The 22,694-nt window shown below is 39.6% G+C and carries 24 protein-coding genes and 1 pseudogene; 19 read left to right on the forward strand and 6 right to left on the reverse strand.

Features of this window, described 5'->3' with window-relative positions:
• The first annotated feature begins 17 nt into the window (after positions 1-17).
• Together tpiA and OZX76_RS03190 are read left to right on the forward strand one after the other, a co-directional pair.
• A complete protein-coding gene (gene tpiA, locus OZX76_RS03185) occupies positions 18-773 on the forward strand; it encodes a triose-phosphate isomerase (RefSeq protein ID WP_277180877.1) in 756 nt (251 codons plus the stop codon).
• Positions 774-929: 156 nt separating this feature from the next.
• Complete coding sequence (locus OZX76_RS03190) at positions 930-1,241, forward strand: hypothetical protein (RefSeq protein WP_277180879.1); 312 nt, start codon at positions 930-932, stop codon at positions 1,239-1,241.
• A 60-nt stretch (positions 1,242-1,301) separates the two neighbouring features.
• Here OZX76_RS03190 and OZX76_RS03195 read toward each other — a convergent pair whose 3' ends face one another.
• The gene (locus OZX76_RS03195; protein WP_277180881.1) at positions 1,302-2,135 is read right to left on the reverse strand and encodes a helix-turn-helix transcriptional regulator; all 834 of its coding nucleotides are present in this window, start codon (positions 2,133-2,135) and stop codon (positions 1,302-1,304) included.
• Between the two features lie 259 nt (positions 2,136-2,394).
• On the opposite strand from OZX76_RS03195, the gene OZX76_RS03200 reads away from it, so the two are divergent.
• Both OZX76_RS03200 and OZX76_RS03205 read left to right on the forward strand, forming a co-directional pair.
• A complete protein-coding gene (locus OZX76_RS03200; RefSeq protein ID WP_277180883.1) occupies positions 2,395-2,937 on the forward strand; it encodes a hypothetical protein in 543 nt (180 codons plus the stop codon).
• A gap of 41 nt (positions 2,938-2,978) precedes the next feature.
• Positions 2,979-3,224 carry a hypothetical protein gene (locus OZX76_RS03205; RefSeq protein WP_277180885.1) on the forward strand — a complete coding sequence of 82 codons (246 nt, stop codon included), beginning with the start codon at positions 2,979-2,981 and terminating at the stop codon, positions 3,222-3,224.
• 118 nt (positions 3,225-3,342) lie between these two features.
• Here the strand turns inward: OZX76_RS03205 and OZX76_RS03210 are convergent.
• Positions 3,343-4,391: pseudogene (locus tag OZX76_RS03210) on the reverse strand (IS30 family transposase).
• Positions 4,392-4,602: 211 nt separating this feature from the next.
• Here OZX76_RS03210 and OZX76_RS03215 point away from each other — a divergent pair.
• The 3 genes from OZX76_RS03215 to OZX76_RS03225 all read left to right on the forward strand — a co-directional run bounded on the left by OZX76_RS03215 (position 4,603) and on the right by OZX76_RS03225 (position 5,561).
• Positions 4,603-4,929, forward strand: coding sequence for a hypothetical protein (locus OZX76_RS03215; protein WP_277180887.1), 327 nt, complete (start codon positions 4,603-4,605; stop codon positions 4,927-4,929).
• Positions 4,913-5,119: a hypothetical protein gene (locus OZX76_RS03220; protein ID WP_277180889.1), complete on the forward strand. Its 207-nt coding sequence runs from the start codon at positions 4,913-4,915 to the stop codon at positions 5,117-5,119. Before OZX76_RS03215 ends, OZX76_RS03220 begins: the two co-directional genes overlap by 17 nt.
• 103 nt (positions 5,120-5,222) lie before the next feature.
• On the forward strand, positions 5,223-5,561 hold the full coding sequence (locus OZX76_RS03225; RefSeq protein ID WP_277180891.1) for a YxeA family protein: 339 nt from the start codon (positions 5,223-5,225) through the stop codon (positions 5,559-5,561).
• Between the two features lie 47 nt (positions 5,562-5,608).
• Here the strand turns inward: OZX76_RS03225 and OZX76_RS03230 are convergent, their stop codons facing one another.
• Positions 5,609-6,460, reverse strand: a complete 852-nt coding sequence (locus tag OZX76_RS03230; RefSeq protein ID WP_277180893.1) for a LysR family transcriptional regulator — start codon at positions 6,458-6,460, stop codon at positions 5,609-5,611.
• Positions 6,461-6,603: 143 nt separating this feature from the next.
• Here OZX76_RS03230 and glpK point away from each other — a divergent pair, with 143 nt between their 5' ends.
• Both glpK and OZX76_RS03240 read left to right on the forward strand, forming a co-directional pair.
• Positions 6,604-8,121: a glycerol kinase GlpK gene (gene glpK, locus OZX76_RS03235; protein ID WP_277180895.1), complete on the forward strand. Its 1,518-nt coding sequence runs from the start codon at positions 6,604-6,606 to the stop codon at positions 8,119-8,121.
• 20 nt (positions 8,122-8,141) lie between these two features.
• Positions 8,142-9,878 carry an FAD-dependent oxidoreductase gene (locus OZX76_RS03240; RefSeq protein ID WP_277180897.1) on the forward strand — a complete coding sequence of 579 codons (1,737 nt, stop codon included), beginning with the start codon at positions 8,142-8,144 and terminating at the stop codon, positions 9,876-9,878.
• Between the two features lie 188 nt (positions 9,879-10,066).
• On the opposite strand, the gene OZX76_RS03245 is transcribed toward OZX76_RS03240, so the two are convergent.
• Positions 10,067-10,588, reverse strand: coding sequence for a hypothetical protein (locus OZX76_RS03245; protein ID WP_277180899.1), 522 nt, complete (start codon positions 10,586-10,588; stop codon positions 10,067-10,069).
• Positions 10,589-10,599: 11 nt separating this feature from the next.
• A complete protein-coding gene (locus OZX76_RS03250) occupies positions 10,600-11,475 on the reverse strand; it encodes a Cof-type HAD-IIB family hydrolase (RefSeq protein WP_277180901.1) in 876 nt (291 codons plus the stop codon).
• Positions 11,476-11,667: 192 nt separating this feature from the next.
• Here OZX76_RS03250 and OZX76_RS03255 point away from each other — a divergent pair, with 192 nt between their 5' ends.
• The 5 genes from OZX76_RS03255 to OZX76_RS03275 all read left to right on the forward strand — a co-directional run bounded on the left by OZX76_RS03255 (position 11,668) and on the right by OZX76_RS03275 (position 15,538).
• Positions 11,668-12,363: a uracil-DNA glycosylase gene (locus OZX76_RS03255; protein WP_277180903.1), complete on the forward strand. Its 696-nt coding sequence runs from the start codon at positions 11,668-11,670 to the stop codon at positions 12,361-12,363.
• A gap of 9 nt (positions 12,364-12,372) precedes the next feature.
• Positions 12,373-13,365: a phosphate acetyltransferase gene (pta, locus tag OZX76_RS03260; RefSeq protein WP_277180905.1), complete on the forward strand. Its 993-nt coding sequence runs from the start codon at positions 12,373-12,375 to the stop codon at positions 13,363-13,365.
• Positions 13,362-13,838 carry a tRNA (adenosine(37)-N6)-threonylcarbamoyltransferase complex ATPase subunit type 1 TsaE gene (gene tsaE, locus OZX76_RS03265; protein WP_277181480.1) on the forward strand — a complete coding sequence of 159 codons (477 nt, stop codon included), beginning with the start codon at positions 13,362-13,364 and terminating at the stop codon, positions 13,836-13,838. The genes pta and tsaE overlap by 4 nt, the downstream gene beginning before the upstream one ends.
• Before the next feature lie 143 nt (positions 13,839-13,981).
• The gene (locus OZX76_RS03270; RefSeq protein WP_277180907.1) at positions 13,982-14,710 is read left to right on the forward strand and encodes a hypothetical protein; all 729 of its coding nucleotides are present in this window, start codon (positions 13,982-13,984) and stop codon (positions 14,708-14,710) included.
• Between the two features lie 12 nt (positions 14,711-14,722).
• Positions 14,723-15,538, forward strand: coding sequence for a hypothetical protein (locus OZX76_RS03275; RefSeq protein WP_277180909.1), 816 nt, complete (start codon positions 14,723-14,725; stop codon positions 15,536-15,538).
• Positions 15,539-15,589: 51 nt separating this feature from the next.
• Here the strand turns inward: OZX76_RS03275 and OZX76_RS03280 are convergent, their stop codons facing one another.
• On the reverse strand, positions 15,590-16,123 hold the full coding sequence (locus OZX76_RS03280) for a 3'-5' exonuclease (RefSeq protein ID WP_277180911.1): 534 nt from the start codon (positions 16,121-16,123) through the stop codon (positions 15,590-15,592).
• Between the two features lie 98 nt (positions 16,124-16,221).
• On the opposite strand from OZX76_RS03280, the gene murB reads away from it, so the two are divergent.
• The 5 genes from murB to glmS all read left to right on the forward strand — a co-directional run bounded on the left by murB (position 16,222) and on the right by glmS (position 22,353).
• Positions 16,222-17,121 (forward strand): UDP-N-acetylmuramate dehydrogenase, encoded by a 900-nt coding sequence (murB, locus tag OZX76_RS03285; RefSeq protein WP_277180913.1) that lies wholly within the window; start codon positions 16,222-16,224, stop codon positions 17,119-17,121.
• 12 nt (positions 17,122-17,133) lie between these two features.
• Positions 17,134-17,979: a diadenylate cyclase CdaA gene (gene cdaA, locus OZX76_RS03290; RefSeq protein ID WP_277180915.1), complete on the forward strand. Its 846-nt coding sequence runs from the start codon at positions 17,134-17,136 to the stop codon at positions 17,977-17,979.
• On the forward strand, positions 17,976-18,935 hold the full coding sequence (locus tag OZX76_RS03295; RefSeq protein ID WP_277180917.1) for a CdaR family protein: 960 nt from the start codon (positions 17,976-17,978) through the stop codon (positions 18,933-18,935). Before cdaA ends, OZX76_RS03295 begins: the two co-directional genes overlap by 4 nt.
• Positions 18,936-18,960: 25 nt before the next feature.
• Positions 18,961-20,313: a phosphoglucosamine mutase gene (glmM, locus tag OZX76_RS03300; protein WP_277180919.1), complete on the forward strand. Its 1,353-nt coding sequence runs from the start codon at positions 18,961-18,963 to the stop codon at positions 20,311-20,313.
• A gap of 228 nt (positions 20,314-20,541) precedes the next feature.
• The gene (glmS, locus tag OZX76_RS03305) at positions 20,542-22,353 is read left to right on the forward strand and encodes a glutamine--fructose-6-phosphate transaminase (isomerizing) (RefSeq protein ID WP_277180921.1); all 1,812 of its coding nucleotides are present in this window, start codon (positions 20,542-20,544) and stop codon (positions 22,351-22,353) included.
• The last annotated feature ends 341 nt before the right edge of the window (positions 22,354-22,694 follow it).

Raw genomic sequence — 22,694 nt, forward strand, 5'->3', positions numbered from 1 at the left:
TAGGAAAGGACGTTATTATGCGTACACCAATTATTGCTGGTAACTGGAAGTTGCACATGAATCCAGAACAAACAACTGAATTTGTTGATGCAGTTAAAGACAAGTTGCCAAAAGCTACTAAAGTTGAAGCATTAATCTGTGCTCCAGCTGTTGACCTTGATGCTTTAAGAAAAGCTGCTAAGGGTTCAGAATTAAAAGTCGGCGCAGAGAATGCTTACTTTGAAGACGAAGGTGCATTCACTGGCGAAACTTCACCTAAAGTTTTGAAAGAAATGGGTATGGACTACTGCATTATCGGTCACTCAGAACGTCGCGGTTACTTCCATGAAACTGACGAAGACATTAACAAGAAGGCTAAGGCTTTGTTTGCTAATGGTATTACCCCAATCATTTGCTGTGGTGAATCACTTCAAAGACGTGAAGCCAATCAACAAGAAGAATGGGTTGTTGGTCAAATCGAAGCTGCCTTAAAGGACTTATCTGCTGAACAAGTTGCTAGCTTAGTAATTGCTTATGAACCAATCTGGGCAATTGGAACTGGTAAGACTGCTAGTTCAGACCAAGCCGAAGAAATGTGCAAGACGATTCGCGATACAGTTAAGAACTTATATAATGAAGAAACTGCCGCCAATGTTCGCATCCAATATGGTGGTTCTGTTAACCCTGGTAACGTTAAGGAATTAATGGCTAAGCCTGATATTGATGGTGGTTTAGTTGGCGGTGCCAGCCTTAAGCCAGACTCATTCTTGGCTTTGGTTAATTACCAAGACTAATTATTGATTATAATATTTAAAAACCCAGCTTCTGCATGTGCAGAGCTGGGTTTTTGGCTGTAGTTAAATTTATTCGGGCAAGTCAATACAACTAAAAAATATGTTAATATGATTAGTAAAATGGTAGTAAATTAAATTAGTTGGGAGTTTGCAATAATGGAAAAAGGCAAGACCACAATTAGAGAACAATTATTGACAGAGCGCGCTTATAAGATTGGTTGGTTGATTGCGCTAGGTGAACTAGTAATAATTTTAGTTTTAGCAATTTTCAAAAAGCTCGACTTAGGTGCTGGCGTTTTAGTATTGCTCTTATCGAGCTTAATGGACTTGTTTACTACCTTTTTCCAAAAGCGCCACATTACTTTTATTATTAGTTTACTATTAGGTGTACTGTTAGCCATAGTCATTTGTATCATTCTGTTTGTTGGGATAATTTGGCTTTCGGGTAATATGATTTTTACAGAATAATAAAATGTAAAAAAGGCAGCTGCTGTTGAGACAGTAGCTGCCTTTTTTAGTTTAGAAAATTTAACTGTGTGATTTTTTTCTGCTTTCAATCTCTTGTTTTAGAGGTTGAGCAATGCTAGTAGCACCAATTTTTTCAAGTAAGTCAGCGTAATATACTGCCTGTTTATAATCTTGGTCGCAAAGTGCAATTTCAGAGTGACAGAGGAGTAATTTGTCATATTGACTAATATTTTGTGCTAATTGCGCTGCCTGAGTTAAAGTTTCTTTTGCTTTTTGATAATTATGTTCATCAAGTTGTAAATTACTTAAATTGATTAGAGCATTTAATTTAAGAGTTTTAAGAAAAGGATAGTAATTATCAATGGTGGATAAAATTTTACTAATAATTTGCTTGTTGGTTTTGTAGTCAAAAGCATAGGCAATCATGCTTAATAAGCAAATATCGGTAATTGTTAGAATTTTAATCTTACTTAAATAGTCATTCCAGATAGGTTGTACTAGCTTTTTAGCTTTAGCTAAACCATTAGGTTCATTAAACAAAAGATATGCTCGTAAAATTTTCGTAATTCGCTTAAGATCGCCATCATTAGTGGTAGTACATTCATTAATGAGCTCGTTGATTTTGTCGGTTTCTGTACTAAATTTTAAATTAAATAGTTCATACAAAATTCTATTCTTTTTAGTGGGTGAATAACCATGCTGAACATATTCAAATTCATTTAAGCCTAAGCCGAGACGAGCAATCATTTCATTGGCATTTTCCCTTGAAGGAAATACTTTGTCAGCTTCTATTTTGGACAATGTACTGCGGTCAAACAGATCAGCTGATAGTGCTTCTTGACTAATTGAGCGTGATTTACGTAATTGTCTTATAGTTTCACCGAATGTAGTCATGTGATAAATTATCCTTTCTATTATTAGTATACAATAATTATACTAAATAATTTCAAGAATTAAAGAGTGTGCAAGATTTGCACAGCTTTCTAAAAATAATTGGTATATGATGAACATATGACATAGATAAAAGCGCTTTAAAGATTATGTCTATAGTTTATTAATAGAAAGGACTCTATTATGAGTGAACTATTGAAATTGTTTGTATGGCTTATACTCAAATAAACCAAATTTTGATTTTTGAAAGGAGAAATTTATCATGAAGAAACTAAAGAGTGCAAAAGTTGTTACTGTTTTATCAGCTTGTTTAATTATGGGAAGTACAATTTTACCTGCAAGTACAACCTTTGCTGCAGAAATGGATAATCAACAATCGGTTGTTTCAAGTAGTAATACTGTTAAACAAGATGTAACTAAAACTATTTCTAACAGAGAAATGTTTAAGTCACTTGAAGCTCAAGGTGTAGATGTTAAGGGTATTCTAGGTGAAAAAGGGTATCAAGAAGCCTTAGCTCAAGATCTTATGCGTCATGGTGGAACATATATTAAAACCCATAAACATGGCTTTACTATTTATTTAAATAGTGCGATAGTAAAAATTTTGGTTTGGGGCGGTGCTACAGCAGCCAGTTCTGTTGTTGGATCATTATTGTCTTCAGTAGGTCTTGAAGGATTAGGAGCAACTGCTATTACTCAAATTGTAAAATCAGTAATAAAAGGTTCTGCAAGTAAGGCATCAAAACGAGGAGTTTATGTCAGCTTTAGTAATAGAGGTAGTTACGTTAGCTGGGGTTACCAATAAATAGATTATTTGTGAATAACAGATAGAATGGAATGATTCAAATGAATACTATTAGAAATTATATTGCAAAAAATAGGCTAAAATATCTTGAAAAGTCCAAAAAACAGAAAAGATGGAATTTTATTTTTACTTTTATCTATTTTGGAATAATCACAGCAATTTGTCAGGCTTGGGGTAGTCACATAACCGGATTATTGGAAAGTGCTTTGTTTGCTGTAATGGGTGGTATTGGCTATGTCTTGCTTTTAAAAATTGCTGATCATTTGTATCTTAAGTTTATTCAATAAATATTTATTCATAATTTTTAACATAGTAGATAGAAGTATAGATTGCTTCTATCTACTTTTTGATATTATTAGTATTTATTAAAAACCGTAAATTGCAATTTTAAGTTGAACACCTACATTAATTAATTTGATAGATGTAATCCAGTCTGCGTTCAAATAATTCATCTGGTGTGTGGTAAGCTAAGATCTTTCTGGGCAGGTTATTACACCATTCCTCAATGGCATAGATTTGTTCTAGAGTATAGTCTTTGATGTACTTACCTTTAGGAATGAAGCGCCTAATCATCCGATTATGCCGCTCAACTCCACCTTTATCACATGAAGTATAAGGGTGGGCATAGTAAACTAATGTCTTTGATACTTGTTCTAATTGGGATAAATCCGCAAATTCAGAACCATTATCAGTCGTAATGGTTTTAAAGACATCGTTCCAATGTTCACTGTACTGCTTACGTAGATCATTAAAGGCAGTCATAACGCTGGCGGCAGTTTTATCTTTAATGGGAATAATCATAAGCTTACGGGTCATGCGTTCATACAAAGTCAATAATACTTGATCATCTTTAGTCTTGTGCCCTAAGACTAAATCACATTCCCAATGACCAAATTCCCAACGCTTTAAGATGTCACGTGGTCGTTCATCAATACTGCGCCCCAGTTTACGTTTATTGACGCGAACCCGCTTAGACTTAGGATTACGCGTTAATAATTCTGGCAAATCACTGGGCTTAATTTTAATTAATCCCAGTTCAACGTAACAGTAAAGAGTTTTAGTGCAAACTATTTCATCACGGGTAAATTTACCGGTAGCCAAGGCTTTACCGACACAGGCATCAAGTGACCAGTCATCGTTAAAAAGTGCTGTTCAACATAAGCAATAAAACGGCTTTTAGCTATGAAATCACATTTACGGCCACAATTACGGCGCTGAGCTTGATATCTTTCCTGAGCAGTTGGGGCATCATAACGAAAATGCTTTCCACGATAAAGTGACTTTTGTCCACGTTCAAGCTCATTTTTAATTGTAGTTGGCGAGCAACTAATGGTTCGAGCTATCTGACGTAAGGATTGTCCCTGGCTGTGTAAAACTTGGATGGTAACACGGTTTTCAAAAGAGAGATGTTTGCCTTTAAGATGGGTAGATATGGTAGAATGTAAAAAGTTCATTGGTAACTTCTTTCTAGAAAGTTTTGTGGTAATTACATTCTATCAAAGAAGTCCAATGGACTTTTTATTTTTTAATGAACTAAAGTGTTCAACTTCATTCTACAATCTACCATTTATTAAAAACGCTTTATATTTTATTAGTATTATGGTATATATTAGGTTAATTAGCTGATTTTTATAATATTTATATCTTTAATATGTGGAGAACTACATGCTGAGAAAAATCAAAATCTTTCTTTGTGCAATAATTACAGTGACGATCGCTGCAATGTTATCAGAAACGCTGCAGTCGTATGATAATGAGTCCTTGCCGAATAATCCGACAATTATTGAGGTTGGTGTTAAGCCTGTAAATAAACACTATGAGCTTAACAATACAAATAAAAATGGTACTAAGGCTGTCTTTTTCGACAAATTAACCAAATTCGCCAAATCTAAAAATATTTCACTTAAGAAGTTACGTGTTAATAGTTTTAACAATCAAAAAAGTAAGGTAATCTATAATTTTAATAAGAAGCAGAATGATTTTTGCGGATGAGCCTACTGGGTCCCTTGATGCGGAAAATGGTAAGGTGGTTTTGCATTCTTTACTCAATGATTTCGGCAGGGATGCAACTGTCATTATTGCAACTCATGCCCAAGAAGTCTGGCAGCAATGTGACGATGTGATTACAATTGAAAATAAGCAAATTCGGTTAAGAGAAAATAATAACGTATCTTCCTGTTAAAAATTCCGCAAGATATTGACAATATAATATGAACATGTTATTTTAAATATGCTTAATACTGTATTATTAATATAGAACACTTGAATTGATGACGGAGATCAAAATGAAGCATATTGAAAATTTTTTCTTAAATAGTGTGGTTGTAATGGTAGCGCTAGTTGCACTTTTGTCGATGATTCATATCCCGCTTGTCGATGAGGTTAAGGATTACTTTAATCCGTTTATTACAATGCAAACCGACTATGCCAAGGTACCTAAAGGCACGCAGGATTATTATAATATTCAAGCTGTTGATAAACACGGTAATAAGCTGCCTTACAAGCTTGAGGAATTTGGCGGCTATGATCCTAATCAGCAATATGTTGTTATTAAGCATAAGGGGCAATTTGTAAAACATATTGATTACATTACAAAGATTAAAATGCCAACTGCCAAAGATTAAATACAAAAATACCAGATAGGTTTTAAAGCTTATCTGGTATTTTTATTTCATTTTACCAAGCTGCTAGTCAAAATTTTGCTGATAGTGGGGTCTTTATAAATTGCGACAACATCATATTGCAGACTAGGAATATTTGGTAAGTAGCAAACATCTTGCGCATAATTAGTGGGGATTGGCAGTTCTTTAGGATAGATTGCCATGCCGTGATTGAGCACAATATTGGCTAGTGCCGCGTCGAAGCTATCGAGGTAGATAACAGGATCATAGGCAATCTTTATTTCTTTTAGGATCAGCCTAATCTTAGTTTGGACGTCATTGTTATCGGTCGCCGACCATTTTTGTAGAAACAACGGTTGACTAGTGCTGCTTTCTTGAGAATTTTTGTTGACTAAAACGCCAAAGTTGGCAGTGCCAATGCTCTTAAGATGAATATCCTTGATCTTGCTGACCGCTGTCGCAAAGCCAATTAAAATATCGTAATCACTTGCATCTAACTTAGGAATGCTGCCGGCAAAGTTTTCCGTATCTAATTGCAGCTGAATCTTTGGTATTGCTTCTTTCAAGTTTCGTGCTAACCGGATTGCCCAATGACCAAAGCCGCGCAAATAATGGATTCGCAGAGTGCTATATGAGTTATTGAGCTGGCTGACTTTTTCGCCAAAATTATAGTAATGCTTGAGCAAGGCGACAGAATAATGATAAAAGTTGACGCCCGCAGGAGTAACCTTAAAGTGCGACGTGGAGCGGTCAATGAGCTTAATATTAATCTCTTTTTCCAAGTTTTTGACAGCATTACTGATGGCAGTTTGCGAAACAAAATTTCTTTTGGCAGCTGGTGTAAAGCCTTGCGTTTCAACCACATCAACGAAATATTTAATCGCCATCAAATTATATTTCATTAGTTTTCCTCGATTCATAACTTTAACTAATAAGTTATTACTATTATATGTTAGCGCTTCCGAGATAGCCGGAGTAGAATTTTAACTGTAGCGAATGATAATTTTACTTAAAATTAACTTTAGTAGTAAAAGGAGACGCAAAGATGGCCGAGAAATATATTTTAGCGATTGATGAAGGAACGACAAGTACGCGTGCAATTATCATGGATCATGCAGGCAAAAAGGTAATTGATTCACGCAAAGAGTTTCGGCAATACTTTCCTAAGCCAGGTTGGGTAGAACATGATGCTAATGAAATTTGGAATTCGGTCTTATCAACGATTGCCAATTCCTTTATTAATTCGGGGATTAAACCAGAACAAATAGCTGGAATTGGGATTACTAATCAGCGGGAAACGACAGTTATCTGGGATAAGAAGACTGGCTTGCCAATCTACCATGCGATTGTGTGGCAATCACGGCAGACCTCGGAGTTAGCAGATCAATTGATTAAAGACGGCTATCAAGATTTGATTCATGAAAAGACAGGTCTAATCCCTGATGCTTACTTTTCAGCTACTAAAATTCGCTGGATTTTGGATCATGTTGCTGGTGCCCAAGAGCGCGCTGAAAAAGGCGAGTTGTTGTTTGGCACGATTGACTCTTGGCTGGTCTGGAAGTTAACTGGCGGCAAGGTTCATGTTACTGACTATTCTAATGCCAGCAGAACCATGCTATTTAATATTTCTAAGCTTGACTGGGACGATGACATTCTGAAGTTGCTTAACATTCCACGAAAAATGCTTCCAGCAGTTAAATCCAATTCAGAAATTTATGGCCAGACCGCAGATTATCATTTCTATGGTAGTCAGGTGCCAATTGCTGGGATGGCTGGTGACCAGCAGGCAGCCTTGTTTGGCCAATTGGCATTTGAGCCAGGGATGATTAAGAATACCTATGGTACAGGTGCCTTCACCGTGATGAACACGGGTGAAAAGCCGAAGTTCTCCGCTAACAATTTGTTAACGACGATTGCCTATGGCATTAATGGCAAAGTAAATTACGCCTTAGAGGGTAGTATTTACGTTGCTGGGTCTGCAATTCAGTGGCTGCGTGACCAGATGCAAATCATTGATGATGCACCGCAATCCGAAGAAGCAGCGCGCAATTCAACCGACCATAACGAAGTCTTTGTTGTTCCTGCCTTTACTGGATTAGGGGCACCATATTGGGACTCTAATGTTCGCGGGTCTGTCTTTGGCTTAACTCGGGGTACTTCACGGGATGACTTCACCAAGGCTACCTTGCAGTCACTGGCTTATCAAAGCCGGGATGTCATTGACACAATGCGCGTAGATACTGGTATTCCAATTCCTAAGCTCAAGGTTGACGGTGGTGCCGCTAATAATGATTACTTAATGCAGTTTCAAGCCGATATTTTGGGAATTGAAATTGAACGCGCTGCCAATTTGGAGACAACTGCTTTAGGTGCCGCATTTTTGGCTGGCTTAGCAATTGGTTTTTGGAAAAATGTCGATGAAATCAAAAAGATTCAGAAGGTAGGAAAGACTTTCAAGCCGCAAATGAGTACGGCAGAACGTGATAACTTGTATTCAGGCTGGCAATCAGCAGTCAAAGCAGCACAGAGCTTTTCATATCATCCTTATCAAGTAGAAGATTAGAAGCTAGGAGATTGAAGAAAATGACATTTTCGTTAACAACAAGAAAAGAAGAAATTGACCGTTTAAAAAATGAGCAGCTAGACCTGCTAGTTATCGGTGGCGGGATTACTGGCGCTGGAGTTGCCTTACAAGCAGCTGCAGCTAAGATGAAAACTGGTCTGATTGATATGCAGGACTTTGGCGGTGGCACTTCGTCGCGCTCAACCAGACTAGTACATGGCGGCATTCGCTACTTGAAAACATTTGACGTTCAGGTGGTTTCAGATACGGTAAAGGAACGGGCAGTAATTCAGCATATTGCGCCACACATGACCCAACCTGATCCCATGATTTTACCAATTTATGATGAGCCGGGGACCACCTTTACCATGTTTTCTGTTAAGGTTGCAATGGACTTATATGACCATTTAGCAGGCATTGAAGGCGACTCGCCATTGATGAAATATGCCAACTATACAATTGATAAGGAAGAAACTTTAAAACGTGAACCACAGCTGAATCCGGTTAACTTGCAGGGAGCCGGGGTCTACCTTGACTACCAAAACAATGATTCGCGTCTGGTAGTAGAAAATGTCAAAAAAGCTCATACATTAGGCTGTCTTGCTGTTAGTCGGTTGAAGTGCATTGAAATTTTGCATGATGACCAAGGTCACGTGAACGGTGTGAAAGTTAAGGATCAATTAACAGACGAAGAATTTACGATTCATGCTAATGTAGTGATTAATACATCTGGGCCGTGGTCTGATACTGTAAGACAAGAGGACAAGCAGGCTTATAAGAAGCCGCGTTTACGCCCAACTAAAGGTGTGCACCTAGTAGTTGATCAATCACGGCTTAAGGTACCACAACCAACTTACTTTGGTTCAGGAACTGCCGATGGCCGCATGATTTTCACAATTCCGCGAGAAGGCAAAACATACTTTGGTACGACTGATACCGACTTTACCGGCGATTATGCTCACCCAGCGGTTGAACAGAGTGACGTTGATTATCTGCTGGATATTATTAACAGAAAATATCCAAGTGCTCACCTAACAGTTGATGATATTGAAGCTAGCTGGGCCGGTGTTCGACCGCTTATTGAAGCTGAAGTCAGTCCAACTGAAGCTGCTGATGCCGTTAGTGGTGCTAGTGTGTCAGATAGTACGTCGGCCCCGTCTGCTGTTTCGCGTGGTAGCTCTCTGACAGAAGCAGAAGATGGTCTGATCACTTTAGCTGGTGGTAAGCTGACAGATTACCGGATTATGGCCAATGGTGCTTTAGCTAAAATCAAGCAAAAGCAGCATGATGAGTTTGGTAAAGACTTTATTTTGCAAGATTCGGCTGAAATCAAGGTTGCAGGTGGCGACTTCGATTCCGATAACGTAGAAGCAGAGCTGGCAGCAATTGCCCAGCGTGGTACGCAAAGTGGAATTAGCCAAGAAGATGCGACGGAAATTGCCAATCTCTTTGGCTCAGAAGCAGACCAAATTTTTGAACATGCACAAGAAATTGAGCCAGCAGAGGGCTTAACATTGGGTCAGACTGCAGCGCTTGATTATTCGCTTAATGAAGAAATGGCGTTGACCCCGGTTGATTACTTGTTGCGCCGGACGTACCACGTTCTATTTAAGAACGATACTATAGATGAAGTTAAGGTAGGTGTAATCAAGCACATGGCGGCTTACTATGATTGGGATCAGGACCAGATTAGCCGTTATGAACAAGAATTAAACACAGAAATAGCAGAATCGAGATTGGAAAAATTTAAGAAGTAAAATTTCCATATTATAAACTTGGTAGAAAAAGTAAAAAATAAAGCTGTTAGAGTGAGTTGCTCTAACAGCTTTATTTATTATTTTTATCGCTGTTTGCTTTTCTTCTAGTTATATCTGCTTCAATTTTGGCATTTATAGCAGCAGTTTCTTTATAAAATTCGTCGTCTTCTTTTTCTTGCGGTACTTTTCTAATTCAAATTAACGTTAACCTTGCGTCCAATTGGCGGGAAGGTCGGTAATTTTAACGGAGTTGTGTGCCACTGCGTAAAGAGCGTGGCGCTTAACAAAATGAAGGGGACATCTTCTGGACGAGTAATGTCACAGGTCAGGATTACGCCAGTTTTACCGACTTTTGTCTTAACTGTAGCCACCTTTTTAATCCCGAATGAAAACTTGTAGCTGCCTTTTTTAATGCTGCCAGTGACAATATAATTGAGGCGCGTCAGGTAAAATAGGTTGGTTACACGGCTGTTGAGGCGCTTAACTTTGACTAGAGAATGGTTAACCACGTCAATGGTAAACGAGGAAATCAGACCGTTGCCATCAGCGTAAAGCCGACCAATTTCTTCGTGATTGCGCGTTTTTAAGTACAGGGTATGGTTGGGATTATCTAAGTTGCCCTGAATAATGTACTGAATTTGGCCGCTTTCATCGGCGACGGGTATTTGCCCGTATTCATATTTTTGACTTAACTCTAGTAAGTAGCGCATGTGTAATACCTCTATTTCTTAGCGTTATCCTTGATAAACTTTCTTAAGATATAGCCGACACCATCTTCATTATTGGTTTTAGTTTCAATCTGGGCAGCCTTTTTAATTTCTGGAACGGCATTGCCCATTGCCACGCCGATTCCAGCATCACGAATCATGCTGATATCATTTAAATTATCGCCGATTGCGGCAACCTCGTCACGCTTAATGCCCTTTTTCTTGGCATAATCGAGCAGGGCAGTTCCTTTTTGAGCATGAATATCATTGATTTCGATATTAGTTGCGGCACTGGAAGTGACTGCAAGGTCGCCAAGCTGTCTTATTTCCTCTTTGACTTTGTTTAATGTGATATATCCCTGACTGTCAAAGGCAATTATTTTCATAATTTCAATGTTAGGGTCGGCAAAAAGCTGCTCAAAACTATCAACTAAAGTCATACTTAACATGGCATTACTGCCGCCAGAAATAGCTACAGCCTCTTTAAAAGATATTCCGGGATTAAGCGTAATTAGTGAATTAGCCAAGTTGAAGACGCGCTTGCTAATGTCCTCGGAATAAATGTGGTCAGCAGTTACAATTTCAAAATAAATATCGTATTTACGCAGAATCTGGGCCACAGCAATCGCTTTTTGCTTGGGCAAGACATGCTTGACTTGTAAAATATCATGTTCATCATAAACTAAGGCACCGTTAATGTTGATAAAGCCGGTTTGCAGGCCATAGTCACGAATAACTGCCCGTGATTGCTTGGGGGCACGACCTGTTGCAACTAAAAACTCGATGCCACTGTTTTGGGCGGCGCGAATGGCAGCAGCGTTTCCCTCAGAAATGGTTACTTGGCTGTTAAATAGGGTACCATCAAGGTCGCAGGCTACTAATTTAATCAAGGTAAATTCAATCCTCCTTTAATCTGTTTGGTTGATTACTTTTTAAATTAATATTAACATACCCGAAAAATATTAACCTTACTTTTTTGAATAGAAGATGCTTAAGATTATTACTAATTTAGTGAATTTTATTGCAATCATCGCGTGGTTTCATGATACTATTGAAGTTAATGGAAGCGAGGGTTTATGAGAATGAAAAAGTTTATTGGTAATGACTGGGATGAAATTTTAGCACCGGTATTTGCTAGTGATGAATATCATCAGTTGCACGAGTTTTTGAAGCAGGAATACGTGACTAAACAAATTTTTCCAGATATGTATCATATTTTCACAGCTTTTAAGCTAACCTCATATCAGCAGACGAAAGTCGTCATTCTGGGGCAAGATCCTTATCATAATCCCGGTCAAGCAACGGGGATGAGCTTCGCCGTGATGCCAGGGGTTAATTTGCCGCCATCATTGCAAAATATTTATCGTGAACTATACGATGATGTGGGCTGTCAACCAGTCAATCATGGCTATTTGAAAAAGTGGGCTGACCAAGGCGTATTGTTACTAAATGCCGTCTTAACAGTTCCATATGGTCATGCTAATGGTCATCAGGGTAAAGGCTGGGAGCAAGTGACTGATGCCGCAATTAAGGCGTTAAGTGATCGCGGTCAAGTTGTCTTTATTTTGTGGGGTAAATTTGCCCAAAATAAAATCCCACTAATTGACCAAAACAAGAATTTTGTGATTAAATCAGCTCATCCAAGTCCATTTTCGGCTGATCGCGGCTTTTTTGGTTCACGACCGTTTTCACGGTGTAATGCCGCCTTAAAAGAGTTTGGCGAGACACCGATAGATTGGCAACTGCCGCAGACAGTTGGACAAGCAGATTTAGCGTAGGTGAGATTAATGAGTGTATTTGAATTATTAAAAGATAAAGTACAGGCTAGTCACAAGAATTATCGGATTGTTTTTCCAGAAGGAACCGATAAGCGGGTGATTGCAGCGGCCAGACGGCTGGCACAAGAAAAGATAATTGAGCCGATTTTGTTAGGTAATCCGCAAAAGATTATGGCAATAGCGCAGGCTGCTAACAGTGATTTGCAAGGAGTAACCGTTATTGATAACGCAACTTACACGCATTCAGATGAGATGGCTGCGGCATTTAGCGCTGCTCGCGGCAAGAAGTTGCCACCGCAAGAAGTTGCCACTGTGCTGCAAGATCCTAATTATTTTGGCACAATGCTTGTAAAAATGGGGCAGGCTGACGGCATGGTGTCGGGTGCGGCTCATTCGACGGCCGATACTGTGCGTCCAGCGTTACAGTTGATTCATGCGGCTAAGGGGATGCATCGTGTTTCTGGAAGCTTTATCATGGAACGCGGCAAGGAAAAATATGTTTTTGCTGATTCTGCGATTAATATTGCTCCCGATAGCAGCACTTTGGCAGAGATTGCTTACCAATCTGTGCAAACAGCGCGACTAATTGATATTGACCCTAAGGTAGCATTCCTGAGCTTTTCAACTAAAGGGTCTGCTAAGGGAGAAATGGTTGCTAAGATGCAGGAAGCTACTGCTCTGTTCCACCAGCAACATCCAGAGATTGTTGCCGATGGCGAATTGCAGTTTGATGCCGCCTATGTTCCAGAAGTTGCGAAAACGAAGGCGCCAACCTCACCACTTAAGGGTCAGGCAAATATTTTTATTTTCCCAGAATTGCAATCGGGTAATTTGGCTTATAAAATTGCGCAGCGACTTGGCAATTTCACGGCAATTGGACCAATTTTGCAAGGGCTGGCCGCACCAGTCAATGACTTATCGCGCGGTGCTAGCAGTCAGGATATTTATCATATGGCGATTTTGACAGCTGCGCAGGCACTTTTGGGGGATGAGCAAAAATAATGAAATTGGAAGTTAATTCTGCTGCTGAAATGCAGCAAATTGGGGCAGCCATTGCGCAAACAGCGCAGCCACACGACTTATTATTGCTAAATGGTGACTTGGGTGCAGGCAAAACAACGTTAACGCAAGGTATCGGTCGGGCATTGGGCGTTAAGCGTCCGGTGAAGAGTCCAACATTTACCATTGTGCGTGAATACCGCGAGGCCAAGTTACCGTTATTTCACATGGACTTTTACCGTTTAGAAAATGATGATCTGGCCTCAATTGATTTAAACAGTTATTTGGCAGAACCTGGACTAGTTGTGATTGAGTGGCCACAGATAATCAAAGCAGATTTGCCTAGTGATTATTTACAGTTAGTAATTAGTCGCGTTGATGATCGTTGGCAGTCAACCAAACGGATAATTGAATTTAAGCCCCAAGGTATTCGCAATCAAACTTGGGTTAATGAAATATTAGCTAAAGTTAAGTAATATAATAAAAGCAGAACCGTTTAATTATGGCTCTGCTTTTATATCGCTTTAATATATGTTTATATTTATTATTTTTAATATTGCAGATAGGTTATTTAATAGTCTATAATAAACTAAGTTATATTTAAAAACAGGAGTTTAGTATGGATAAAAAGAATGTCGTGATTACCCAGTTCTTTATTAATTTATATGATACAAATCATAATCGAACGGTAACAAACACCGATGCTGTTGAGCTAACTCATACATTACAAGAATCTGTGGCTAGATTTGGTATTGAATTACATACATTAATTAATTTTACAAATACTGGCAAGGTACCACCTTTGCAAAAAATTGTTAAAGTGGATTTAACTGATAAGTATCCAGTGGGGAAGATTTACTTTTTGCGCTGGGTGGTTACGCTTGAATATCTGTTACAGCATCCGGAAATTGAAAAAGCGGCACTGGTTGATGCTGGGGATGTTGAAATGATGAACTATCCCTTTGATGACATTGAAGACGACAAAATATATGTTGGTGATGAAAATAATGATTTGACTGTTCCAATAATTACTCATGATGGCTTACCAGCTTATATGAAAAATTTTCTTGATCGTAATCGTTATTTACAATTATTAAATACAGGGGTTCTTATTGGTACAAGAAAAGTCTTACTAGAATATTTAACAATTTTTGTTAAATTAGTTACGCAAGATGTAATGGATAGTAAATTGCATCCAGAGCTGTCAGGTTTAGGTAATTGGGAAATGGCAATAGCAAATTATATTTTGTATAAATTATTTCCAGAGCAAATACAACATGGACGACAGGTAAATACGCTTTTCCAACATTCGCAACGCAATACTGAATCATGGTTTAAGCATAAATAGGGGATAACATTAATGAATGAAAAAGAATTTTTTCAATTTGCCAAAAATAAAATATTTTTGTTTCAGAGCGGTTATAATGTTCAAGGAAAAAAAGATGGCCCTATTAATGGTTGGTGGAGAGTTTTTTTAATAGGTGGCGAACCAGAAAACTACCTAACAGTTATCTTTAATGTTGATCATACTTTAACTTATCCTGCTAAATTAGGCTTTCTGCCTGGGGAACGCAAGTGGCAATTTGATGAAAAAAACCAACAAATCAATCTTTTTGATGAATCAGGAACAACTTTACTGTCTGCGTACTCATTACCAGCCGACTTTAATGCTGGTCACTTTATTTTAAATAAGGTTAACGATCCTACTAAAAGATATCTTGCTTTTACAACATTTGATATTTTTAAGAAAAAGCAAAATGCGCCAACTTTTGCTAGCCAACGGGTGGTCTTTTTGTGCGATGGTCAGTCAGTTATGACAGAGCAAGAAATTAATCAGTATACAGTTGAACATTGTTGTGAAATTAATACCATTACTAACAATAAAGTGAGTGTATGGGCGTTGCTTAATCAGGTGTGGGATCTAATTACCCAAGATGAGAAATTAAAGGATCTCTGTGTATTCTTAGAGGGCAGACCTGATTTAGATAAGTCTGCTTTTTCGAAAAAATTAGTAATAAAAACGACAAACAAACATCAGCAGTATATTGCGGGGCCACGTAGTGATGTAATAATTGTTTTGTCACAATTGTTGACTTTGCACTATCGAGAGCGGCTGGCAGAAGGCGCAGAATTACATGCGCCAGTGGAATTGTTAAGTCAGGTAATTACCAATTAAAAATTTAATAACTCAAAAATAACCTTGATAGTTAAGACTATCAAGGTTATTTTATATCTGATAAACCAAATTTTTAATTGCGTCATCGCCAAATTGCTTATCTTGGGCAATTAAAATACCAGCGCAGGCCTCGCTGTCGCTGAGGGCATTATGGTGGTGCCACAACTCTACGCTTAAAGCCTCTGAGACCGTATCCAGCTTGTGGTCATGCAAGTCTGGCTCGAATAACTTACTAGTTTGTAAAGTGTCAATCACAAAGTAATGTGGTTCTTGAATATCGTAGCGCGCTAGGCTTTGGCGCATGACGTTAGTATCAAAGCGGGCATTATGGGCTGCTACTAGCATCCCTGGTTGGTAAAGCTCCTTAATTTGTGGCCATACTTCTGCCATTGTTGGGGCATCTTGCACATCAGTTGCCGTAATGTCATGTATTTGAATGTTGTGCGCATCAAACGGCATTTGCGGATTAATTACAGTATAAAAACGGTCAACTATTTTGTTATTTCGGACCATTACTAGCGCTAGTGAACATGCACTTTCTGGATGATGATTAGCGGTTTCGAAGTCCATTGCAATAAAGTTCATTTTTTCTCCTTAAAAACTTAATTTTAGTATAACATAGGATGAAGCCAGTAGATTAATGCGGTAGAATATAACAAGACAGATTGAAGGGATGTTTGGCTTTGGAATTATTAGATTTAAAAAAGCACGGAATTGACATTAAAGAGCAAGTTCCACTCAGTAAATATACATTTACCAAGACGGGTGGTCCCGCGCAGTACCTTGCTTTTCCCAAAAATGAAACAGAATTAACGCAGTTAGTAATAGCTGCAAAGCAAGAACGGGTTCCTTTAACCGTGATTGGCAATGCATCAAATCTGATTATCCGTGATGGTGGCATTAGCGGATTAGTGCTTATTTTAACAGCAATGAACCAAATTACAGTGGCAGCTGAACAAGTGACGGCTCAAGCTGGCGCACGGATTATTGATACCGCATTTACTGCCGCCCATGCTGGCTTAAGTGGGTTGGAGTTTGCGGCCGGCATCCCCGGTAGTATTGGCGGTGCTGTCTTCATGAACGCCGGTGCTTATGGCGGTGAAACTTGTGAAGCCGTCAAGTCAGTTCGGGTTTTAACGCGAACTGGTGAAGTAAAAACATATACTAAGGAAGAAATGGCCTTTTCTTACCGGCATTCACTGGTTCAGGAAACTGGCGACATTGTCATTGCGGCCACTTTTAAACTAGCGAAATCACCCAAGGCACCAATCTTGGCTAATATGCACTACTTAAATGCCCTGCGGCGCTACAAGCAGCCGCTGGAATACCCCTCTTGTGGTAGTGTCTTTAAGCGGCCGACGGGGCATTATGTTGGGCCGATGATTATTCAAGCTGGCTTGCAGGGGCGCCAAATTGGCGGTGCGCAGGATTCGCTTAAGCATGCTGGCTTTATCGTTAATAAAGGTGGTGCAACAGCAACGGATTATTTGGATTTGATCCATTTAATCCAAAAGGTTATTCAAGAAAAATTTGCCGTTGACTTACAGACTGAAGTTAGAATTATTGGCCAAGCGACTGATTAGAAAGGAGTATTTATGCATTTTAATCTGGCAAATATCTTTACGTGGAGTAATTTTTCGCTAGTGCTCGATGTTTTGATTATTTGGTTTTTGGTTTATCACCTGATTATTTTAATTAGGGGGACCAAGGCTGTGCAACTTGCCAAGGGAATTGTGCTGATTTTTATTGTGCGCATCATTGCTGGCATTTTGCAGCTGCACACAACAACGTGGTTGATTGATCAGATTGTGTCGTGGTCGGTGGTTGGGATTATCGTGATTTTCCAACCAGAAATCCGGCGTGGACTTGAGCACTTAGGTCGATTGCCAATCTTTGGCGGTCGTGAAGAAAGCGCGCACGATGAGTCGATTAAGTTCATCAAGGAATTGGACAAAGCCATTCAGTACATGTCCAAACGAAGAATTGGTGCCCTGATTACTATTCAGCAGGAAACTGGACTTGAGGATTATATTGAAACTGGGATTAAGCTGAACGCCGATGTTACCGGTGAATTATTAATTAACATTTTTATTCCTAACACGCCGCTGCATGATGGTGCGGTAATTATTAATCAGGACCACCAAATTGCCGTGGCCGCTGCATATTTGCCGCTGTCGGACAGTACCATGATTCCTAAACGCCTTGGAACTAGACACCGTGCGGCTGTCGGGATTTCTGAAGTGACGGATGCGATTACCATTGTGGTGTCAGAAGAGACCGGTGGCGTCACAATCACGCGTAATGGGCGCTTCTTACTGGATATGAGCCGTGACGAATACCTGAAATACCTTAAGGCAGAGCTCGTCCCTAAAAAAGAAAAGAATACCAAGTGGTACCAAAAGATATTGGGTAAAATTTGGAAGTGGGGTGCTGACCGATGAAAGATTTTTGGCATAAGTCATGGGTTACGCGGGTAGTCTCTTTGTTAATTGCAGTCTTGCTGGTCATTTATATTAACTACACCCAAGAGGGCTTCATGACTCAGGGACAAGCGGATCGGACTAAGCAGACGGCCACTCAAACGCAAACAGTCAAGGTGCCGCTGCAAGTTTCAGTCGATACCGACAATTACTATGTTGTGGGTTATCCGGCTAAAGTCAGTGTTACTTTGGAAGGATCTAATGCCTTGGTTACCTCAACGGTTAATACGCAGAACTTTCGGGCCTACATTGATTTAACGAATAAAAGTATTGGTGAGCATGATGTTCATGTTCACCTCAGCGGGCTGAGTAATCAGCTGGCATATACAATCAGTCCCAAAATTGTTCATGTGAATATTCAACGACGAAAATCAACGACAATGCCTGTTCAAATAGAGTATAATAAAACTGCTGTGGCCCGTGGTTATAAGTTGGGGAAGGCAAGTGTTGACCCGCAACAGGTTGAGGTGACGGGCGCGCGCGGTGAAGTTGACCAGATTGACCAAATCGTTGCCAAAGTTGTCTTACCTAATGACATTACCCATACGTTTGAGCGACAAGTCAATTTGATTGCCGAAGACCGCAAGGGTCGTCAGCTCAATGTGATTATTGAGCCAGCAACGGCTAAGGTAGTGGTACCGATTTCGATTGCTAAAAAAGAGGTCAAGCTGGAATTGATACCTAAGCATGAAAATACTAGCAAGGTTTACTCGCTGACAGCTAAAAATGATTACGTGACAATCTACGGTAATCAATCAGCACTTAATAAGATTAAGACTTTAGCTGTTCCGGTTGACTTGAGCGCTGTTAATGCGTCGACTACCAAGATGGTGCCGTTAAAGTTGCCGCACGATGTGATTAAGGCAAGTATGCCGCAAGTAAGTGTGCAGATTAAAGTTGCAAATATAAATAATTAAAGTTAGAAAAGAAAGGTTGTTTTTAATGTTAAAGTATTTTGGCACTGATGGTGTGCGCGGAGTCGCAAATCAAGATTTATCCCCAGAATTAGCATTTAAGTTGGGTCGTGATGGCGGCTATGTTTTGACTAAAAATAAAACCAAGGAAGAACAGGCCAAGGTTTTAGTATCACGCGATACGCGGATGTCAGGGCAAATGCTTGAATATGCTTTGATTTCAGGCTTGTTATCAGTTGGAATAGAGGTCTTGGAAGTTGGCGTGATTACCACCCCAGGATTGTCTTACTTAGTCCGTGCCCAAGGTGCCGATGCTGGTGTGCAGATTTCCGCATCACACAATCCAGTTCAAGACAACGGCATTAAGTTCTTTGGTAGCGATGGCTTGAAGTTGTCTGACGAAATGGAAGGCGAAATTGAAAAATTAATCGATGCTAAAGAAGATACTTTACCACGGCCGTCAGCTGCAGGTTTAGGAACTGTGACTGACTTCCACGAAGGTAGCTCCAAGTACCTGCAATTTATCGAAAATACAATTCCTGAAGACCTTGATGGGATTAAAGTTGTGATTGACGGTGCTAATGGTGCTGCCAGCAGCCTAATTTCACGGTTATTTGCTGATTGCGGTGTTGATTTCACCACGATTGCCACTCATCCAAACGGGATGAACATTAACGACCATGTTGGTGCTACGCATACTGAGAAGTTGCAAGAAGAAGTTGTTAAGCAAGGTGCCCAATTAGGGCTGGCTTTTGACGGCGATGCTGACCGCTGTATTGCTGTTGATGAAAACGGCAACGAGGTCGACGGCGACCACATCATGTACGTTTTAGGTACTTATATGGCTGAAGGGGGCCGGCTCAAGAACGACACAATCGTGACTACCGTGATGAGTAACCTTGGCTTCACTAAGGCACTTGAGAGAAAGGGCATCAAAAATGTCCGCACGCAAGTTGGTGACCGGTATGTTTCCGAAGAAATGCGCGCTAACGGCTATAACCTTGGTGGTGAGCAATCAGGTCACGTAATCATGAGCGACTATCACAATACTGGTGACGGGATGTTAACCGGCTTGCATTTGATGCTGGTGATGAAGAAGACGGGTAAGTCATTAACCGACCTCTTGTCTGACTTTAAGGAATACCCACAATGCCTTGTTAATGTTCCTGTTACCGACAAGAAGAGCTGGCGTGAACACCAACCAATCCTTGATGTGATTAAGGAAGTTGAAGCCGACATGGGCGATGAAGGCCGTGTTCTTGTTCGGCCATCAGGTACCCAATCATTGTTGCGGGTAATGGCTGAAGGCCCAACGCAAGAAGAAACTGATGCTTACGTTAAACGCATTACCGATGTTGTTGAACGCGAAATGGGAATTTAAATGCTAAGATCACTAAACTAATAGCAAAAATAATATTAATTAAAAAAGTAACAGAAAAAATTTTTTCTGTTACTTTTTTGGTATGATAGACTTTCTAGGTAATAGTCTATACCAATTATGAACTTTGCTACTTGACCAATTTAATAAAAAAGACTAACATTCCTTGCATAACAAGAAATTAAAGTTTAGTCCATAATTAAGAATTGAACTAGACCAAAGGAGAAAAATATGTGTGGAATTGTTGGTGTTGTTGGTAAATCTGCCCGCGATATTGTGTTAAGCGGCTTAACTAAACTTGAATATCGTGGCTATGATTCGGCCGGAATTTATCTTAATGACTTGCAGGGCAAGGAGTACCTGACTAAGGCGGTCGGTCGCATTCAGAATTTGAAAGAACAGATGACTTCTGATGAACAGGGCTTGGTTGGTATTGGTCATACGCGCTGGGCTACGCATGGTAAACCGACAACGAGTAATGCTCATCCGCAATATGATGAAACTGAACGCTTTTATTTAGTTCATAATGGTGTGATCGAAAATTATCAAGAATTAAAAACTAAGTATTTAGCAAATGTTGAGTTCAAGTCAAATACTGATACGGAAGTGGTTGTCCAATTAATTAGTAAAATTGCCCGCGAGCAGGAAGTTGATCCCTTTACAGCATTAAAGAGTGCGCTGAAATTAATTAAGGGATCGTATGCGATTTTACTTGTAGATAATACTAATCCAAGTCATATTTATGTGGCAAAGAACAAGTCGCCGTTAATGCTGGGACTAGGTGCGGGGTTCAACGTGATTGCTTCAGATGCCTTGTCAGTTCTCGATCAAACTAAGACTTTTGTTGACTTGCATGATGGTGAGGTTGCAGATATAACCAAGGACAATTATGTACTAGAAACAATTGCCGGTACGCCAGTAACGCGTCAGTCGCGGACACTTAATATTGATCCTAATGCTGCCTCCAAAGGGACTTATGAATTTTATATGCTGAAAGAAATTTCTGAGCAACCAGGAGTTCTGCGTCATTTAATGCAATACTACTTAGATGAAAGCGGCGAACCAAAAGTTCCTGCTGAAATTATCACGGCTTTAGCACAAGCCGATAAGTTTTACATTTTTGCAGCTGGTACAAGTTATCATGCAGGTTTGGTAGGTAAGGCATTATTGGAAAAGTATACGGGTGTGCCAACTGAGGTTGGCTTTGCCTCTGAAGCTGGCTATCACTTCCCAATGATGTCACAACATCCGGTTTTAATTTTCTTATCTCAATCTGGTGAGACCGCAGATTCGCGGGTAGTTTTGCAAGAGGCAATTAAGCGTCAGTTACCAAGTTTGACACTGACAAATGTGCCCGGATCAACTTTAGCACGGGAAGCAACTTATGCTATGTCACTTGAAGCCGGCCCTGAAATTGCGGTCGCTTCTACTAAGGCTTATATTGCACAAGTCGCGCTGCAGGCGATTTTGGCTAAAGCAATTGGTGAAAAAAATGAGCAGCAAGTAGCTCGCGATTGGGATTTAAAAACTGACTTGAGTTTAACAGCTGAAGGTATTGAGGAAGTTTTATCTGACGAAAAGAAGATTAAACACCTAACCGATAAGTTGATCGTACCATCACGAAATGCATTTTATATTGGGCGAGGTATTGATTATCCAGTTGCACTTGAGGCAGCTTTGAAGTTGAAGGAAGTTTCCTACATTCAAACTGAGGGTTTTGCAGCCGCGGAATTGAAACACGGAACAATTTCATTAATTGAAAAGGGTACACCAGTGATTGCCTTGATTAATGATCCTGTAACTGCTGACTTAATGCGTGGTAACATCCAAGAAGTAATTGCTCGTGGCGCGAGTGTAATTACGGTGGCTAACAAGGAGTTGGCGCAGGCAAGCGATGATCTGATATTACCTGAGGTTAATTATTACTTGTCACCATTGATTACAGTTGTGGTGGCACAGCTGATTGCCTATTATGCCTCGCGTGATAAGGGGCTTGATGTTGATAAGCCACGTAACTTAGCTAAAAGTGTTACAGTTGAATAATTTGCAAAAAGCTTCCTATTATATAGGGAGCTTTTTAGTATGATCTGACATAGCACATGAATTACTGATTTTTGCTTTGAAAAGCTAGGCAGCCATTAAAAGATAGTCTATTTGAAACAAATTATGGTCGTCGAAATTTTTACAATTTTATAAATGAATTTACATGAAAAAGCCAATTTTTAGCTATACCACAGTTAAGTTTACGTAATACAGATTGTCCGCAGCAGTGCTTAAATCAGGCTTAATAATCAAACTTTGTGAATTAAAAATGTTTCACACACAAGAATCCTATTAAATCGGGATTCTTATTTTGGTGTTTCTAACTATTTCACAATGTAAAC

It is taken from the genome of Lactobacillus sp. ESL0677 (genome assembly GCF_029392875.1).
Lineage (GTDB): Bacteria > Bacillota > Bacilli > Lactobacillales > Lactobacillaceae > Lactobacillus.

Coding starts and splice junctions, on each gene's coding strand:
- OZX76_RS03230 (WP_277180893.1), bottom strand. CDS start 6,460: ATGAAATATAATTTGATGGCGATTAAATATTTCGTTGATGTGGTTGAA.
- glmM (WP_277180919.1), top strand. CDS start 18,961: ATGTTAAAGTATTTTGGCACTGATGGTGTGCGCGGAGTCGCAAATCAA.
- glmS (WP_277180921.1), top strand. CDS start 20,542: ATGTGTGGAATTGTTGGTGTTGTTGGTAAATCTGCCCGCGATATTGTG.
- OZX76_RS03295 (WP_277180917.1), top strand. CDS start 17,976: ATGAAAGATTTTTGGCATAAGTCATGGGTTACGCGGGTAGTCTCTTTG.
- OZX76_RS03200 (WP_277180883.1), top strand. CDS start 2,395: ATGAAGAAACTAAAGAGTGCAAAAGTTGTTACTGTTTTATCAGCTTGT.
- OZX76_RS03195 (WP_277180881.1), bottom strand. CDS start 2,135: ATGACTACATTCGGTGAAACTATAAGACAATTACGTAAATCACGCTCA.
- OZX76_RS03275 (WP_277180909.1), top strand. CDS start 14,723: ATGAATGAAAAAGAATTTTTTCAATTTGCCAAAAATAAAATATTTTTG.
- OZX76_RS03205 (WP_277180885.1), top strand. CDS start 2,979: ATGAATACTATTAGAAATTATATTGCAAAAAATAGGCTAAAATATCTT.
- OZX76_RS03190 (WP_277180879.1), top strand. CDS start 930: ATGGAAAAAGGCAAGACCACAATTAGAGAACAATTATTGACAGAGCGC.
- OZX76_RS03225 (WP_277180891.1), top strand. CDS start 5,223: ATGAAGCATATTGAAAATTTTTTCTTAAATAGTGTGGTTGTAATGGTA.
- OZX76_RS03240 (WP_277180897.1), top strand. CDS start 8,142: ATGACATTTTCGTTAACAACAAGAAAAGAAGAAATTGACCGTTTAAAA.
- OZX76_RS03220 (WP_277180889.1), top strand. CDS start 4,913: ATGATTTTTGCGGATGAGCCTACTGGGTCCCTTGATGCGGAAAATGGT.
- OZX76_RS03270 (WP_277180907.1), top strand. CDS start 13,982: ATGGATAAAAAGAATGTCGTGATTACCCAGTTCTTTATTAATTTATAT.
- pta (WP_277180905.1), top strand. CDS start 12,373: ATGAGTGTATTTGAATTATTAAAAGATAAAGTACAGGCTAGTCACAAG.
- OZX76_RS03255 (WP_277180903.1), top strand. CDS start 11,668: ATGAAAAAGTTTATTGGTAATGACTGGGATGAAATTTTAGCACCGGTA.
- cdaA (WP_277180915.1), top strand. CDS start 17,134: ATGCATTTTAATCTGGCAAATATCTTTACGTGGAGTAATTTTTCGCTA.
- glpK (WP_277180895.1), top strand. CDS start 6,604: ATGGCCGAGAAATATATTTTAGCGATTGATGAAGGAACGACAAGTACG.
- tpiA (WP_277180877.1), top strand. CDS start 18: ATGCGTACACCAATTATTGCTGGTAACTGGAAGTTGCACATGAATCCA.
- OZX76_RS03280 (WP_277180911.1), bottom strand. CDS start 16,123: ATGAACTTTATTGCAATGGACTTCGAAACCGCTAATCATCATCCAGAA.
- OZX76_RS03215 (WP_277180887.1), top strand. CDS start 4,603: ATGCTGAGAAAAATCAAAATCTTTCTTTGTGCAATAATTACAGTGACG.
- OZX76_RS03245 (WP_277180899.1), bottom strand. CDS start 10,588: ATGCGCTACTTACTAGAGTTAAGTCAAAAATATGAATACGGGCAAATA.